This is a genomic window from Streptomyces sindenensis (genome assembly GCF_014649035.1).
In the GTDB taxonomy this organism is placed as follows: domain Bacteria; phylum Actinomycetota; class Actinomycetes; order Streptomycetales; family Streptomycetaceae; genus Streptomyces; species Streptomyces sindenensis.
In genome coordinates, this window is the sequence record NZ_BMSG01000012.1 from 145,556 (window position 1) to 160,661 (window position 15,106).

The 15,106-nt window shown below is 73.5% G+C and carries 12 protein-coding genes and 1 pseudogene; 7 read left to right on the top strand and 6 right to left on the bottom strand.

Annotation, left to right across the window (positions count from 1 at the left end):
- Window positions 1–51: 51 nt before the first annotated feature.
- The 6 genes from IE145_RS16075 (at window position 52) to IE145_RS16100 (ending at window position 7,814) form a co-directional block, all read left to right on the top strand.
- Window positions 52–345, top strand: a complete 294-nt coding sequence (locus tag IE145_RS16075; protein WP_065489697.1) for a DUF503 domain-containing protein — start codon at window positions 52–54, stop codon at window positions 343–345.
- Window positions 346–381: 36 nt separating this feature from the next.
- Window positions 382–864, top strand: a complete 483-nt coding sequence (gene rbfA / locus IE145_RS16080; protein WP_010061881.1) for a 30S ribosome-binding factor RbfA — start codon at window positions 382–384, stop codon at window positions 862–864.
- Window positions 861–1,760 (top strand): tRNA pseudouridine(55) synthase TruB, encoded by a 900-nt coding sequence (gene truB / locus IE145_RS16085; RefSeq protein WP_189525718.1) that lies wholly within the window; start codon window positions 861–863, stop codon window positions 1,758–1,760. The genes rbfA and truB overlap by 4 nt, the downstream gene beginning before the upstream one ends.
- A 334-nt stretch (window positions 1,761–2,094) precedes the next feature.
- Complete coding sequence (locus IE145_RS16090) at window positions 2,095–5,646, top strand: trypsin-like peptidase domain-containing protein (RefSeq protein WP_189525719.1); 3,552 nt, start codon at window positions 2,095–2,097, stop codon at window positions 5,644–5,646.
- Between the two features lie 43 nt (window positions 5,647–5,689).
- Window positions 5,690–6,646 (top strand): bifunctional riboflavin kinase/FAD synthetase, encoded by a 957-nt coding sequence (locus tag IE145_RS16095; RefSeq protein ID WP_189525720.1) that lies wholly within the window; start codon window positions 5,690–5,692, stop codon window positions 6,644–6,646.
- A gap of 49 nt (window positions 6,647–6,695) precedes the next feature.
- Window positions 6,696–7,814: an XdhC family protein gene (locus IE145_RS16100; protein WP_189525721.1), complete on the top strand. Its 1,119-nt coding sequence runs from the start codon at window positions 6,696–6,698 to the stop codon at window positions 7,812–7,814.
- On the opposite strand, the pseudogene IE145_RS16105 reads toward IE145_RS16100, so the two are convergent.
- Window positions 7,809–8,297, bottom strand: a pseudogene (locus tag IE145_RS16105) (MFS transporter); the annotation flags it as partial. The gene IE145_RS16100 and the pseudogene IE145_RS16105 sit on opposite strands and share 6 nt — an antisense overlap.
- Window positions 8,298–8,378: 81 nt before the next feature.
- Between IE145_RS16105 and IE145_RS16110 the strand changes: the two are divergent.
- Window positions 8,379–8,942 carry a dihydrofolate reductase family protein gene (locus IE145_RS16110; protein ID WP_189525722.1) on the top strand — a complete coding sequence of 188 codons (564 nt, stop codon included), beginning with the start codon at window positions 8,379–8,381 and terminating at the stop codon, window positions 8,940–8,942.
- Between the two features lie 11 nt (window positions 8,943–8,953).
- Here IE145_RS16110 and IE145_RS16115 read toward each other — a convergent pair whose 3' ends face one another.
- From IE145_RS16115 to IE145_RS16135, 5 genes are read right to left on the bottom strand one after another with little or no spacing between them, the layout of a single operon-like run.
- Window positions 8,954–9,991: an oligopeptide/dipeptide ABC transporter ATP-binding protein gene (locus IE145_RS16115; protein WP_189525723.1), complete on the bottom strand. Its 1,038-nt coding sequence runs from the start codon at window positions 9,989–9,991 to the stop codon at window positions 8,954–8,956.
- Window positions 9,988–11,115: an ABC transporter ATP-binding protein gene (locus IE145_RS16120; protein WP_373296591.1), complete on the bottom strand. Its 1,128-nt coding sequence runs from the start codon at window positions 11,113–11,115 to the stop codon at window positions 9,988–9,990. Before IE145_RS16120 ends, IE145_RS16115 begins: the two co-directional genes overlap by 4 nt.
- Entirely contained in the window at window positions 11,061–12,014 is a 954-nt protein-coding gene (locus tag IE145_RS16125) for an ABC transporter permease (protein ID WP_229825586.1), read from the bottom strand. Before IE145_RS16125 ends, IE145_RS16120 begins: the two co-directional genes overlap by 55 nt.
- A gap of 8 nt (window positions 12,015–12,022) precedes the next feature.
- The gene (locus tag IE145_RS16130) at window positions 12,023–13,114 is read right to left on the bottom strand and encodes an ABC transporter permease (protein WP_189525726.1); all 1,092 of its coding nucleotides are present in this window, start codon (window positions 13,112–13,114) and stop codon (window positions 12,023–12,025) included.
- A gap of 3 nt (window positions 13,115–13,117) precedes the next feature.
- A complete protein-coding gene (locus IE145_RS16135) occupies window positions 13,118–14,995 on the bottom strand; it encodes an ABC transporter substrate-binding protein (RefSeq protein WP_189525727.1) in 1,878 nt (625 codons plus the stop codon).
- Window positions 14,996–15,106: the final 111 nt, after the last annotated feature.

Genomic DNA, 15,106 nt, shown 5'->3' on the forward strand with positions numbered 1-15,106 from the left:
GGCAAGCTCTGGCGGGGCACGAACCCGAACCGGCGGGACATCCGGACACACATGTATGTGGGGACCCTGTCCTTCGATCTGCTCCTCGGCGACGTACGGTCGTTGAAGGAGAAGCGTTCCGTCGTCCGCCCGATCGTCGCCGAACTCCAACGCAGGTTCGCGGTGAGCGTGGCCGAGACCGGCGGGCAGAATCTCCACCGCAGGGCCGAGATCGGCCTTGCCGTGGTCTCCGGTGACACCGGACACCTCACGGACGTGCTGGACCGCTGCGAGCGGCTGGTCGCGGGACGCCCCGAGGTGGAGCTGCTGTCGGTCAGACGGCGGCTGCACAGTGACGAAGACTGACAGTCGAGCGAAATCAGAAGGAAGAGTGACGGACCGGTGACCGACAACGCGCGGGCCCGCAAGCTGGCCGATCGCATCCAGGTCGTGGTCGCGGAGACCCTGGACCGGCGAATCAAGGATCCGCGGCTGGGATTCGTGACGATCACGGACGCCCGGGTCACCGGCGACCTGCGGGAGGCCACGGTCTTCTACACGGTCTACGGCGACGACGAGGAGCGCGCGGCCTCCGCGGCCGCGCTGGAGAGCGCCAAGGGCGTGCTGCGCTCCGAGGTGGGCCGGCAGACCGGGGTCCGGTTCACGCCGACCCTGGCCTTCGTGCCGGACGCCCTCCCGGACAACGCCCGCACCATCGAGGACCTCCTCGACAAGGCGCGGGCCAAGGACGCGGAGGTGCGCCAGGTCTCCACCGGAGCGACGTACGCCGGTGAGGCCGACCCGTACCGCAAGCCCGAGGACGAGGACGACGAGGCGGACACCCCCGGCTCGACCGACAAGAACGAGGGTCCCGCCTCCGCATGACCGAGCAGACCACCACGCCGGACGGACTTGTCATCGTCGACAAGCCGTCCGGCTTCACTTCGCACGACGTCGTCGCCAAGATGCGCGGCATCGCCCGTACGCGACGCGTCGGCCACGCCGGCACGCTGGACCCGATGGCGACCGGGGTCCTGGTGCTCGGCGTCCAGCGGGCCACCAAGCTCCTGGGCCACCTCGCCCTGACCGAGAAGGAGTATCTCGGCACGATCCGGCTCGGCCAGGACACCGTCACCGACGACGCCGAGGGCGAGATCACCTCGTCCACCGACGCCTCCGGGGTGACCCGTGAGGGCATCGACGCCGGGGTGGCCGCGCTGACCGGCGCGATCATGCAGGTGCCGTCCAAGGTCAGCGCCATCAAGATCGACGGCAAGCGGTCCTACGCGCGGGTGCGCGGCGGCGAGGAGTTCGAGATCCCGGCCCGCCCGGTGACCGTCTCCTCCTTCCGCGTCTACGACGTCCGCGAGGCCGTCGCCGAGGACGGCACCCCCGTCCTCGACCTGGTCGTCTCCGTCGTCTGCTCCTCCGGGACCTACATCCGGGCGCTGGCCCGCGACCTCGGCGCCGGGCTCGGCGTCGGCGGCCACCTGACCGCGCTGCGCCGCACCCGGGTCGGCCCGTACGGCCTGGACGCGGCCCGCACCCTGGACCAGCACCAGGAGGAGCTGACCGTGATGCCCGTCGCCGACGCGGCGGACGCGGCCTTCCCCCGCTGGGACGTCGACGAGAAGCGCGCCAAGCTGCTCCTCAACGGCGTACGGCTGGACATGCCGGCCTACCCGCCGGGGCCGGTCGCGGTCTTCGGGCCCGACGGGACGTTCCTCGTGCTCGTCGAGGAGGAGAAGGGCAAGGCCAAGAGCCTCGCCGTATTCGCCTGACCCGGCCGTGTCCGGCGGACGAGCCGACCGCTTGTCGCGGACGCGCCGACTGCCTGTCGCGGACGCGCCGACTGCCTGTCGCGGACGCGCCGACCGCTTGTCGCGGACGCGCCGACCGCTTGTCGCGGACGCGCCGACCGCTTGTCGTGGAGCGGGCACCACCCCCCATCGGTGCCCGCTCCACCCTTTTCCCCTCCCCGGCACCATCCCTGCTCCCCGCAGGACACGCTTATTCACCCCATTGGACGGGCGCTCGGAGTGAACGGCGGGGGCGCGGGGGGCGCTTTCCCCGTCCGTACGCTCCGGGCGATCACCGGCGGCCTACCGTCGGACCATGGGCAGTGGGGACCGGTCGAAGCTGGTAAAAATCTGCGATCAGGCCGGCCGGCCGCGAGGGACGGGATTCGTCGCGGACGAGCGCGGCACGGTCGTCACCGCCCATCAGGCCGCCGCCTCCCCGGGCCCGCTCCTCCTGCACGGCACCGACGGCCGCACCTGCTCCGTCGCCCCCGACGACATCACCGCACTGCCCGCCCTCGGCCTCGCCCTCCTGCGCACCGGCGGCCCCGAAGCCCTCGACGCCGAACCGCTGCCCATCGCCGGACGCGACCGCGCCGAGCCCGGCGGCTACGTGGACATCGCCGCCCACGGACGGCGCGAGGCCCGCGTGCTCGGCACGACCCCCGCCACGTACACCGCACCGGACGGCGTCGGCCACCCGGTCCCCGCCGCCCTGGAGCTGGCCCTCGGCACCGACGGGCGCGACGCCCTGCGCTCCGGCGGCGCGGCCGTCGGCGGACCGGTCACCGACCCGGCCACCGGCGCGGTCCTCGGCATCCTCTGCACCGCCCTCACCGCCCAGCACGAGGCGGCCGGCCTCGCCCTCCCGATCACCCGGGGCACGGACGACACCCTGGACGCCCTGCTCCGCCGCAACGCCGCCGTCGCCCCCGCCTACGGCCCCCACCTCAACCTCGCCGGGGCCCTCCAGCTCACCGCCACCTCCGTCGGCTCGGCGGACGGCCCGAAGGCCCGCACCGCACCGGTCGAGCGCGCGGACGTCCACGCCGAGCTGGCCGCCTTCGCCGCGGGTACGGGCCTGGTCCTCGGCCTCGTCGGCGCACCCGGCACCGGCCGCACCACCGAACTGGCCGCCCTCGCCGCCCGCCGCGCCGACGGCGCCGCGCCCGCCCCCACGCTCTGGCTGCGCGGCGCGGACCTGCTGGCCGAGGACGTCTCGATCGCGGACGCCGCGAGCCGCACGCTCACCCGCTCCGCCCGGATCGTCACCGCGGCGGGCGCCCGCGGCGACATGAGCACCGCCACCCCGGAGCGCGTCGCCAAGCTCGCCGCCGACGCGGGGCACCCGCTCCTGGTGGTCCTCGACGGCCCCGAGGAGATGCCGCCGCTGCTCGCCCACCGGCTGGCCGACTGGACGCGCTCCACCCTCGGCTGGCTCCGCGAGAACGCCGTCCGGCTCGTCGTCGCCTGCCGCCCCGAGCACTGGGAGACCGCGGGCGCCCTCTGGCCCCGGGACGCCCTGCACCGACCGCACCGCCCCGCCCGACGGCTGCCGCCCGCCCTCCGGCTGGCCGACCTCACCCCCGAGCAGGCCGAGAGCGCCAAGGAGGCGTACGGCATCCCGCCCACCGCGCTGGCCCCCGGCCACGACCGGCACCCGCTGACCCTGCGGCTCCTCGCCGAGGTCCGCGCCGCCCTGCCGCCGGGCGTGCCGGGCCGCCCCGACACCGAGGACGTCTTCGGCGCCCACCTCGACCTGCTGTGCGTGCGCGCCGCCGTCCGGATCGCGGCCGCCGCCGACGAGCAGCCCCGCGGTGCGGCCGTCCGCCGGCTGGCCGCCCGGGTGGCGGGCCAGGTCCACGAGGCGGCCCGCCGCTGTCTGGGCCCGGGCCAGGGCGAGCTGGACCGGGCGGCGTTCGAGGAGATCTTCCCCTGGCGCACCGGCTGGGCCTCCGCCGTGCTCACCGAAGGGCTCCTCGTCCCCGCCGGGGCGGGCTACCGCTTCGCCCACGAGGAGCTCGGCGACTGGGTGCAGGGCGCCCACCTCGACCTGGACGCGGCCCTGCGCTCCCTCGTGCACCGCTGGCACCGGGGGAGCGGCACCCCGGACCGCACCCCGCACCCCCACGACTCCGGCGAACCCCGCAGCCTCCCCGTGCCCCGGCACCGCATCGGCCCGGTGATCCAGGCGATGGTGCTCCTCGGCCGCCGCCAGGGCACCGCCGCCCTCGCGCACCGGATGGCCGACCTGATCGAGGCGCTGGACCGGCTCTGGACCGACGAGGGCCCGCGCGACGAGGACGCCGCCTGGTGGGCGGCCCACCTGCTGGGCGGCAGCCTGCTGCGGGTGCCCGACGCCCGCCCGTACCTCGGCGTCCTGCGGGTCCTCGCCGGGCGCATCACCCGCCGCTCCGCAGCCCCCGAAGGACCCGGGGACCTCGGGGCGTACGGGGAGTTCGGTCCCTGGTTCTGGCGGCGGCTCCGGCTGCCCGAGGAGGACCGGATCGACCTGCTCCGCCGGCTGGTGCCCGCCGACGGGCTGCCCCGCACCGACGGCGACGAGCGCTATCTGGACGCGGTCGCCCGCCGCCTCGCCCTCGACGCCCCGGCCGTCCAGCCGCTGCTGTGCCGCTGGTTCACCGACGAACGGCCGCTGCTCGTGGGCCCCGACGCCCCGGACGTCCCCCTGCGCCCCACCGTCGCCGCCGCCGCGCAGGCCCTGCTGTACGCCCGTCGCGAGCTGGACCTCGACGGTCTCACCGACGCGCTGATCGCCACCCCGCACACCCGGGCCGGGGAGCTGCTCGCCGCCCTCGCGGAGGACGAGCCCACCGCGCTCTGCCGGGCCGTCGAGCGCTGGGCCCGCGACGAGGACCGACCGGCCCGCCGCTCCGCCGCCGCCCGCTACGCCGGACTCCTCCAGCAGCGCGTCACCGCCGAGGGCGACCGGGCCCTGCTGCGCTCCGCCGCCGAGATCCTGCTGGAGCGCCCCGAGGACGCCGGCCTGCACGCCGCCGCCCACACCCTCCTGGTCCGCGACCCGAAGGCCCGGGGCCGCCATCTCCCGGCCGCCCTGCGCGCCTTCGCCGCCGGAGACCCCCGGCTGCCCGTCGAACTGCTCGCCGAGGTGTTCCCGTCCCACCAGGAGCCGGTCCTCGCCGCCCTCCGCGCCCGCCTCGCCCACCCCGGCGACGGTGGGGGAGCGGTGCTGCGATCCCTGGCCGGCCTCGACACGCCCGCCCTCGCGCTGCATGTCGCCGGACTCGTACGGGAGTACATCGACGCCCACCCCGACGACGGCACGCACGCCGCCGAGTACGTCGACCTCCGCCTGGAGCACGGTCCGGCCGCCCGCGCCCTGCTGCTGCCCCTGGTCACCGGGCTGCTCAGGGACCGGCCCGCACCGCCTCCGGTCCGCGCCGCGCTCGCCGCCGTCCTCGCCGGGCCCGGCAGCGCGGACTCCCGGCCGCTGCGGGCCGAGCTGCTGGAGGTGCTGCTGGAGTTCGAGCAGACCGCCGGCCGTGACCCGCACGTCCTGGAAGCCCTGCTCCGGGCCGCCGCCCAGGGCTCCGGGCGCCGCCCCGAGATCCGCACCCGCGCCCTCGTCCACCGCACCGGCATACTGCTGGTCCGCACCCCCGAAGGCGCCGTCCGCTTCGACCGGGGCCTCGTCGAGTGCGCCCGCGACGTGCCCGGCTTCGCCGCCCTCGTCACCCGCTGGCTGGCCGACGCCCCCGAGGAGTGGGCGGCGGTCGTCGGCCCGAGCGCCCGGCGCACGGTGGAGGCGTTGGAGACATCACGCCCGCCGATGACGATGCCGATGCAGGCGGCGGGACGTGAGCATGGCAGTCTTAGACCTGCGTAATCGACATACACACGTACACAGGTTCGGGCGAGGAGCGGTCACAGTGCAGCGCTGGCGTGGCTTGGAGGACATCCCCCAGGACTGGGGACGCAGCGTCGTCACCATCGGCTCCTACGACGGCGTGCACCGCGGACACCAGCTGATCATCGGCCGGGCCGTCGAGCGCGCCCGTGAGCTGGGCCTCCCGTCGGTCGTCGTCACCTTCGACCCGCACCCCAGCGAGGTCGTCCGCCCCGGCAGCCACCCGCCGCTGCTCGCCCCGCACCACCGCCGCGCGGAGCTGATGGCGGAGCTGGGCGTGGACGCGGTGCTGATCCTCCCGTTCACCTCCGAGTTCTCGAAGCTGTCGCCCGCCGACTTCATCGCGAAGGTCCTCGTCGACCGCCTCCACGCCAAGGCCGTCATCGAGGGCCCCAACTTCCGCTTCGGCCACAGGGCCGCGGGGGACGTCGCGCTGCTGACCGAGTTGGGCGCCACCTACGACTACACCGTCGAGGTCATCGACCTGTACGTCACCGGCGAGGCGGGCGGCGGACAGCCGTTCTCCTCCACGCTCACGCGCCGCCTGATCGCCGAGGGCGATGTCGCCGGGGCCGCCGAGATCCTGGGCCGCCCGCACCGGGTCGAGGGCATCGTGGTGCGCGGCGCGCAGCGCGGCCGGGAGCTGGGCTTCCCGACGGCCAACGTCGAGACCCTGCCGCACACCGCGATCCCCGCCGACGGCGTGTACGCCGGCTGGCTGGAGGTGGACGGCGAGTCGATGCCCGCCGCGATCTCGGTCGGCACGAACCCGCAGTTCGACGGCACCGAGCGGACCGTGGAGGCGTACGCCATCGACCGCGTCGACCTCGATCTGTACGGGCTGCACGTGGCCGTCGACTTCCTGGCGTACGTCCGCGGCATGCTGAAGTTCGACTCGATCGACGAGCTCCTGGTCGCCATGGCCGCCGATGTGAAGCGCTCCAGCGAGCTGACCGCCGCGTACGACGGCGCCCACTGACGCACGGGCCGGCCGTGCGTTCCGCCCCGGGACGACGGATGCTGGCAGGGTGCGCGACATCCTGCCCGACCTCCGTGCCCGGTGTGCCGACGGCGTCCCCCTCGCCCTGGCGACCGTCGTCGCCGTGCACGGCAGCGCGCCCCGCGACCCCGGCGCCGTCCTGGCCGTCGACGCGGCGGGCGCGGTGGTCGGCAGCGTCTCCGGGGGCTGCGTCGAGGGCGATCTGTACGAGGTCGCCCGCGAGGTCCTCGCCGGGGCGGGGCCGCGCGTGGTGGCGTACGGGATCAGCGATGACGAGGCGTTCGGTGTCGGGCTGACGTGCGGCGGCACGATCGAGGTCCTGGTGCGCCGTTACGCCTCCGCGGCCGAGCTGGCGGATCTCGGCGCCCTGCTGGACCTGATCGCCGCCGGCCGGCCGGCGGCCGAGGCGACCGTCCTCTCCGGCGCGGCGGAGACCGGGGCCCGCCTGGTGGTCCGCCCCTCCGGCGCCGGGCCCACCACCGGCACGCTCGGCTCCGAGGGGCTCGACGCGGCCGTCACCGACGACGCCCGCGGACTGCTGGCCCAGGGCCACACCGCGACCCAGTGGTACGGGGCGCACGGCCAGCGCCGGATGCAGGAGGTGGCCGTCTTCATCCGGACGTACGCCCCGCCGCCCCGCATGCTGGTCTTCGGCGCGATCGACCACGCGGCCGCCACCGCCCGCATCGGCTCCTTCCTCGGCTACCGGGTCACCGTCTGCGACGCCCGCCCCGCCTTCGCCACCCGGGAACGCTTCCCCACGGCGGACGAGGTGGTCCGCGCCTGGCCGCACACCTACCTGGAGTCCACCGAGGTCGACGCCCGCACGGTGATCTGCGTCCTCACCCACGACCCGAAGTTCGACGTGCCCCTGCTCCTCGCGGCCCTGCGCACGCCCGCCGCGTACATCGGTGTGATGGGCAGCCGCCGCACCCACCACGACCGGCTCGCCCGGCTGCGCGAGGCCGGGGCGGACGACGCGGCGCTCGCCCGCCTCGCCTCACCGGTGGGCCTCGACCTCGGAGCCCGTACGCCGGAGGAGACGGCGGTCTCCATCGCCGCGGAGATCATCCAGCACCGCTGGGGTGGCACGGGACGGCCGCTGGGTGAGCTGACGGGGGCGATCCACCACGGCGAAACGTCATGACCCCGTCTTCGTAGCGTCCCGAGCCTCCTCCCGTTGTGCGCCGTTCTCGCGGGGGCGGTCCATGGCCCGCCACTCCGGCCGCAGCCCGGCCAGGGTGGTGGTGAGGAAGTACGCGGCCCCGCAGACGAGGAGCACCGGAGTCAGCCCGGCGGCCGTCACCGCCGCCCCGGCGAGCAGCCCGCCGAGCGGGATGCCGGACCAGGACAGCGAGTCCCCGAGGGCGTTGACCCGGCCCAGCATCCGGCGCGGCACCCGCTCGACGAACACGGCGCCCAGCACGGGGTTGATGAACCCGGCCCCGAACCCGCTGACGGCGAAGACCGCCAGCACCACGCCCAGGGGGGCGTCCAGCGCGAGGACCAGGAACCTCGGGGCCCCGCCCAGCAGGAACCCGATGAGGAACACCGCTCTGCGGGGCAGCCGGTGGGCGGCCATCGCCGCGATGAGGCTCCCGCCGACCGCGGCGGCGCCCATCGCCGTGCTGGTACCGATGAGTTCCGCCGGGAGCGGCAGTCGTCATGGGTGGGACCGCCGGAGGGGCGCGTCCGTAGTGAAGGAGATGCCGTGGCCAAGCTCATCTACTCCATGATCACCTCGCTCGACGGTTATGCCGAGGCGGCGGAGGGCGGCCTCGGGGCCGGGGCCGCCGAGGATCCGGAGGTCCACACCTTTGTCAACGATCTCTTCCGGCCGGTCGGCACCTACCTCTACGGCCGGCGGATGTACGAGACGATGGTCTACTGGGAGACCGCGCTCGACGAGCCCGGCCAGCCGCCGCACGTCGCGCAGTACGCCCGCGACTGGCAGGCCGCGGAGAAGGTCGTGTACTCCACGTCGCTCGACGCGGTGTCCAGTGCGAGGACCCGTATCGAGCGGTCCTTCGACCCGGACGCGGTCCGCCGGCTCAAGGAGGAGGCGGACGCCGACCTCACCGTCGACGGCCCGAACCTCGCGGCCCAGGCCATCGCGGCAGGTCTGGTGGACGAGTACCACCTGTTCATCACCACGAGCGTGGTCGGCGGCGGCAAGCGGTTCTTCCCCGACGGCGTGCGCCTCGACCTCGAACTGGTCGAGGAGCGCGCCTTCGCCGCGAGTGGGCTGATCTACGCCCGCTACCGGACCCGCTGAGGCCCGGCGGCTCAGGCCGTCGGCGGGGCCGCGGACCCGCCCCCGTCCACCCCGGCGCACGCCGCCGCCCAGTGGCACGCCACCTGGGCGTCCCCGCCCCCGTTCAGCACCGGCAGATCCACCGTGCGGCAGGCTGCCGCCACCCCCGCCCGCTCCGCCTCGCCCGAGGCCAGGACCTGGCAGCGGACGTGGAACCGGCAGCCGGAAGGCACCTTCGAGGGGTCCGGCGGCTCGCCGGCCAGCACCACCGGTTCGCCCTCCGCCTCGGGAAGCACGGACAGCAGGGCGCGGGTGTACGGGTGCTGAGGGGCCGTGAGCAGCTGCTCGACCGGGCCCGTCTCGACGATCCGGCCCAGATACATCACGGCCACCCGGTCCGCGATGTTCCAGGCGAGCCCGAGGTCATGGGTGACGACGAGCGCCGAGAGGCCCAGCTCGTCCCGGAGGCGGAGCAGGAGGGCCAGGATCTCGCCCCGTACCGACGCGTCCAGCGACGCCACCGGCTCGTCGGCCACGATCAGCTCCGGCTCCAGCACCAGGGCCCCGGCGATCACGACGCGCTGGCGCTGACCGCCCGACAGCTCGTGCGGGAAGCGCAGGAAGAACCGCTCCGGCGGGCGCAGGCCGGCCCGGGAGAGGGCATCCGACACGGCGGCCCGCTCGTCGCCCGCGTAGCCGTGGATGCGCAGCCCCTCCGCCACCGCGTCGTACACCGTGTGCCGGGGGTTGAGCGAGCCGCTGGGGTCCTGGAGGACCAGCTGTACGCGTTTGCGGTACGCCTTCAGCGCCCGGCCCGTGTAGTCGAGCGGGGCGCCGCCGAAGGTGACCCGCCCGGAGGTGGGCGGGACCAGGCCGAGCAGGGACCGGGCCAGCGTCGTCTTGCCGCAGCCGGACTCGCCGACCAGCGCGACGATCTCGCCGGGCCGGATGTCCAGGTCGACGCCGTCGACGGCCCGGGCGGTGGCGGCCCCGCGCCGGCCGGGGAACGCGACCTTCAGCTCCTCGGCGCTGAGGAGGGGCGCGGTGCCGACCGGAGGGACGGTGCTCATGTCGTGCTCCTCGTGTCGTCGGCCCCCGGGGAGACCGGTTCGTCCACCAGGACGCAGGCCGCCCGGCGCTCCGGTCCGGCCTCCCGCAGCTCCTGGTCCTCGGTGTCGCAGACGTCCAGCGCCACCGGGCACCGCGGATGGAACGTACAGCCGCCCGGCAGCGCGGCCGGATCCGGCGGGTCGCCCGGCAGCCCGCGCGGGGCGTGCCGCGAGGACAGGTCCCCGATCCTCGGGAACGCGGCGGACAGCGCCCTGCCGTACGGGTGGCGGGCGTCCGTGTACACCTGCCGGGCCGGGCCCTCCTCCACGACCCGGCCCGCGTACATCACCGAGAGCCGGTCGCAGGTGTCGGCGAGCACCGCCAGGTCATGGCTGATCATGATCAGGCCGACGTTCTGGTCGGACACCAACTGCTCGATCAGGCGCAGGATCTGCGCCTGGATCATCACGTCCAGCGCGGTCGTCGGTTCGTCCGCCACGATCAGCCGCGGATCGCAGGCGAGTGCCATCGCGATCATCACGCGCTGGCGCTGCCCGCCGGACAGCTCGTGCGGATACGCCTGTGCGCGGGCGGCGGGCAGGCCCACCTGTTCCAGCAGCTCGCCGGCGCGCTTGCGGGCGGCCGCCGGGGTGGCCTTGCTGTGCAGCAGGATCGGCTCGGCGATCTGGTCCCCGACCCGGTGCACCGCGTTCAGCGAGTGCATCGCGCCCTGGAAGACGATCGACGCGCCCGCCCAGCGGACCGCCCGCAGGCGGCCCCACTTCATGGTGAGGACGTCCTCGCCGTCGAGCAGGATCTCGCCCGTCAGTTTCGCCGTCGCGGGCAGGAGGCGGAGCAGGGCGAGGGCCAGGGTGGACTTCCCGCAGCCGGACTCCCCGGCGATGCCGAGCTTCTGCCCGGCCTCGACCCGCAGATCGACCCCCCGTACGGCGGGGACGGCGTCGGCCCCGCCGCCGTAGGTGACGGTCAGATTCCGGACCTCCAGGAGCGGGGGTTCGCCGACCGGATCCGACAGGCCGGGCGAGCCGGACGGGTCCGGGTTCGGCGTGGTGGTCGTGGTCGTGGCGGTCAACGGGACACCCCCAGCTTGGGGTTGAGCACGGACTCGATGGTGCGGCCGCACAGCGTGAAGGCGAGGGCGACCACGGCGATGGCGAGTCCGGGCGGAGCGAGGTACCACCAGTTGCCGGAGCTGACCGCGCCGGCCTCGCGGGCGTCCTGGAGCAGACCGCCCCAGGAGACGATCGTGGGATCGCTGAGCCCGAGGAAGGCGAGGGTCGCCTCGGTGAGGATGGCGGTGGAGATCACCAGCGTGGTCTGCGCCAGCACCAGCGGCATGACATTGGGCAGGACGTGACGCGTCATGATGTGCCCGTGACCGCCGCCGAGCGCCCGCGAGCGTTCGATGTACGGGCGGGACTCCACGGACAGCGTCTGGGCGCGGACCAGCCGGGCGGTCGTCGGCCAGGTCGTCACGCCGATCGCCAGGATCGTCGTCCAGATCGACCGGGAGAGGACCGTGGCCAGGGCGATGGCCAGAACGAGGGTCGGCATCACCAGGAACCAGTCCGTCACCCGCATGATGACGGTGGCGTACCAGCCCTTGAAGTGGCCCGCGGTGATCCCGATCAGGGTGCCGATCGCCACCGACAGGAAGGCGGCGAGCAGCCCGACCGTCAGCGACACCCGCGTACCCCACAGCATCAGGGCCAGCAGGCTGCGCCCGAACTGATCGGTCCCGAGCGGGAATTCACCGCTCGGCTCCTCCAGCGGGCCGCCCGTGGCGTTCGTCACGCTCTGTGAGTCGGCCCCGACCAGCAGCGGGGCGGTCAGCGCCAGCAGGGCGATCACCGCGAGCACGGCGAGACCGGCGAGGCCGGCGTGGTGCGTGCGGTACTGCCGCCAGAAGCGGGCCACCGCCTGCCGTCGCCGGGCCCAGGTCAGGGCACGGGGGCTCTGCGCCGGTACCTCCCCGGAGGGCTTGCGGGCGTCCGGCTCCCGCGGCTCGGAGGGCTTCTCCATCGACGTTGTCATCGGCCCACCCGGGGATCGAGCAGCGGATAGATCACATCGGCGAGCGTGTTCATCAGGATCACCGCGGCGGCGAACACGAAGAACAGCGCCTGCACCAACGGCAGGTCCGGCACGCTCAGCGCCTGGTAGAAGAGACCGCCGAGCCCCGGCCAGGAGAACACCGTCTCCACCAGGATCGCCCCCGCCACCGTCGTACCGAGGTTCACGAAGAGCAGCGTGACCGTGGGCAGCATCGCGTTCGGCACGGCGTGCCTGCGGCGCACCAGGTCGTCACGCAGCCCCTTGGCGCGGGCCGTCGTCAGATAGTCGCTGCCCATCTCGTCCAGCAGCGACGAGCGCATCACCAGCAGGGTGCGCGCGTACTCCACGGCGACCAGTGTGACGACGGGCAGCACCAGGTGGTGGGCGATGTCCAGCACCCGGTCGAAGCCCTCCGTGTCGCCGGACTCCATACCGCCGGTCGGGAACAGCCCGGGGACCGGTCCGATGCCCACCGACAGGGTGATGATGAGGAGCAGACCGAGCCAGAACGAGGGCACCGAGTACAGCGTCAGCGCGAACGCCGTGTTGGCCCGGTCCCCGGCGCTGCCGTTGCGCCAGGCGGAGCGTGCACCCAGCCAGATGCCGAGCAGCGTGTAGATGACGAAGGCGGTACCGGTCAGCAGCAGAGTGGCGGGCAGCGCCTCGGTGATCTTGTCGATGACCGGGGCGCGGAACTGGTACGACGTACCGAAGTCGCCGGTGAGCGCCTTGCCGCAGTACTGCGTGAACTGCTGCCACAGCGGCAGGTCGAGGCCGAACTCACGGCGCATCGCGGCGATCTGTTCGGTCGACACCTGACGGCCGCCGGTCATCTGCTTGACCGGATCGCCGGGGATCAGGCGGAAGAGGAAGAAGCTGGTGACGAGGACGGCGAAGAGGGAGACGGCCGCCCCGGCGAGCTTGCCCGCCGCGTAGCGGGCGTAGGCGGCCGTACTGCGTGAGCGCGGGGAGCGGGCCGACGGCCCGGCCGGAGCCGGGCCGTCGGATTCGGTGCTCTCCACGCCCGCCGCGCCCTGTCGCAGGGCAGGAGTGCTTTCTGAGCTCATGGACTATTCACGGTCTTCCGCGGTGGAGCGGCGACGCATGGCGAACAGGAGTCCGCCACCGGCGAGGACGACGACGGCGATCCCGACCCCGACGAGCACCCCGGTGGAGGAGCCACCGGACTCGGAGGAACCGGACGAGGAGGCCCCGGCGGCCGGGACCGCCGACCACCAGCTCCAGTAGCCGTCCTGGCCGTAGATGTTGCCCGCGGCCGACGGCATGGTGGTGATGGACTCGATGTGGTCGGTGCGGTAGGCCTCGACGGCATTCGGGTACGCCATGACGTTCATGTACCCGGTGTCGTACAGCCGCGACTCCAGTTGCTTGACCAGATCCGCCCGCTTGGCGGGGTCGTACTCCGCCAGTTGCTTCCTGTAGAGCTCGTCGTACTGCTTGTCGCAGATGAAGTTGTCGGTCGCGGCCGACTCCTTCGCCTTGGCCGGCAGGGCGGCGCAGGTGTGGATGGAGAGGACGAAATCGGGGTCGGGGTTGACGGACCAGCCGTCGAAGGCGAGGTCGTACTCACCGGCGTACCAGGGGTCGGAAACGTTGTCGAGGCACTCCACCTTCAGCCCGATGCCCTGCTCGCCCCACCACTCCTGGAGGTACTTGCCGATCGCCTTGTCGTTGGGGTCGGTGGCGTGGCAGAGGATACGGAAGTCCAGCGGCTTGCCGTCCTTGCCGACGCGCTTGCCCGCGCCGTTCTTCTTGTACCCGGCCTCGTCGAGGAGGGAGGCCGCCTTCGCCGGGTCGTAGGCGAGCTTCTGGCCCTCCGCCGGCTTCCAGAAGTAGTCGCCGAAGCGCGGCGGGATGTACCCCTCGCCCTCGACGGCGTGGCCCTGGAAGACCTTGTCGATGATGGTCTTGCGGTCGACCGCCATGAACAGCGCGTGCCGCACCTTCTGGTCCAGCAGCGCCGGGTGCCCGTCGCCGAACCGCTGCCCGTCCTTCGTCCGCGCCCCGGGGTTGACGGCGAGCGCGAAGAAGCGGCGGCCCGGGGCGTCGTTCACCTTGATGTCCGGGGCGCTCTTCAGCGAGGTGGACTGAGCGGGCGTCAGGCTCGGGCTGCCCGAGACGAAGGAGACCTCACCCTTGCGCAGGGCGGCCACGGCCGCGTCCTGGTCCTTGTAGTAGCGGAAGACCAGCTCGTCGAACTTGGGCGAGCCGCGCCAGAAGTCCTTGTTGGCCTTCAGCTTCACATAGCTGTCGACCTTGTAGTCCGTCAGGATGAACGGACCGTTCCCCACGATGGGGAAGTCCTTGTCGTTGTTGAACTTGGAGAAGTCGCCGACCTTCTCCCACACGTGCTTGGGGACGATCGGGACGTCGAGCGCGGCCATCGTGGCCTGCGGCTCCTTGAGCGTGATGACCAGCTTGTCCTTGCTGGGCGCGGTCACCTTCTCGAAGTTGCCGACGAAGCTGCCGTTGGAGGTGGCCGCGCCCTCGTCGGTCATCATCTTGTTGAACGTCCAGGCCGCGTCCTCGGCCGTGGCCTGCTGCCCGTCGGACCACTTCGAGTCCGAGCGGATCGTGTACGTCCACGTCAGTTTGTCCGCGGAGGGCTCCCAGGCGGTGGCCAGGCCCGGGATCGCCTTGTTGTCCTTGGGGTCGTAGTTGGTGAGGTAGTCGTACATCAGCCGGTGGATGCTCGTGCTGACGAGCCGCTGCGCCAGGAACGGGCTGAGGGAGTCGACACTCTGCGCCACGGCGACGGTGAGCGTCGTCTTCCCGTCGTCGGCGCGGGCCTCGGAGGGCGCGGGCGCGAGCGGGTTGCCCGGGACGACGGACCCGGCGGCGAGCGCCAGGGCAGCCGCTCCGGAGGCCAGCAGGAGGCGTAGGCGTCGGCGTGGCCGGACGGAGTGGTGGGGAACTCTTGTGACCATGGACGGGGACCTCGCGTCATCACTCGCTGGAGAAGGCGGGCAGATCTCTGGTTCGCCAGTTGGTGAAGCGAAGGTCTATCAGCGGTGGTCGAGGCTCGTCAACGGTGTGTC

Bases quoted from the DNA above. Each gene is read 5' to 3' on its own strand.
- IE145_RS16075 (WP_065489697.1), top strand. From the start codon at position 52: ATGTATGTGGGGACCCTGTCCTTCGATCTGCTCCTCGGCGACGTACGG.
- truB (WP_189525718.1), top strand. From the start codon at position 861: ATGACCGAGCAGACCACCACGCCGGACGGACTTGTCATCGTCGACAAG.
- IE145_RS16090 (WP_189525719.1), top strand. From the start codon at position 2,095: ATGGGCAGTGGGGACCGGTCGAAGCTGGTAAAAATCTGCGATCAGGCC.
- IE145_RS16115 (WP_189525723.1), bottom strand. From the start codon at position 9,991: ATGAGCACCGTCCCTCCGGTCGGCACCGCGCCCCTCCTCAGCGCCGAG.
- IE145_RS16125 (WP_229825586.1), bottom strand. From the start codon at position 12,014: ATGGAGAAGCCCTCCGAGCCGCGGGAGCCGGACGCCCGCAAGCCCTCC.
- IE145_RS16130 (WP_189525726.1), bottom strand. From the start codon at position 13,114: ATGAGCTCAGAAAGCACTCCTGCCCTGCGACAGGGCGCGGCGGGCGTG.
- IE145_RS16135 (WP_189525727.1), bottom strand. From the start codon at position 14,995: ATGGTCACAAGAGTTCCCCACCACTCCGTCCGGCCACGCCGACGCCTA.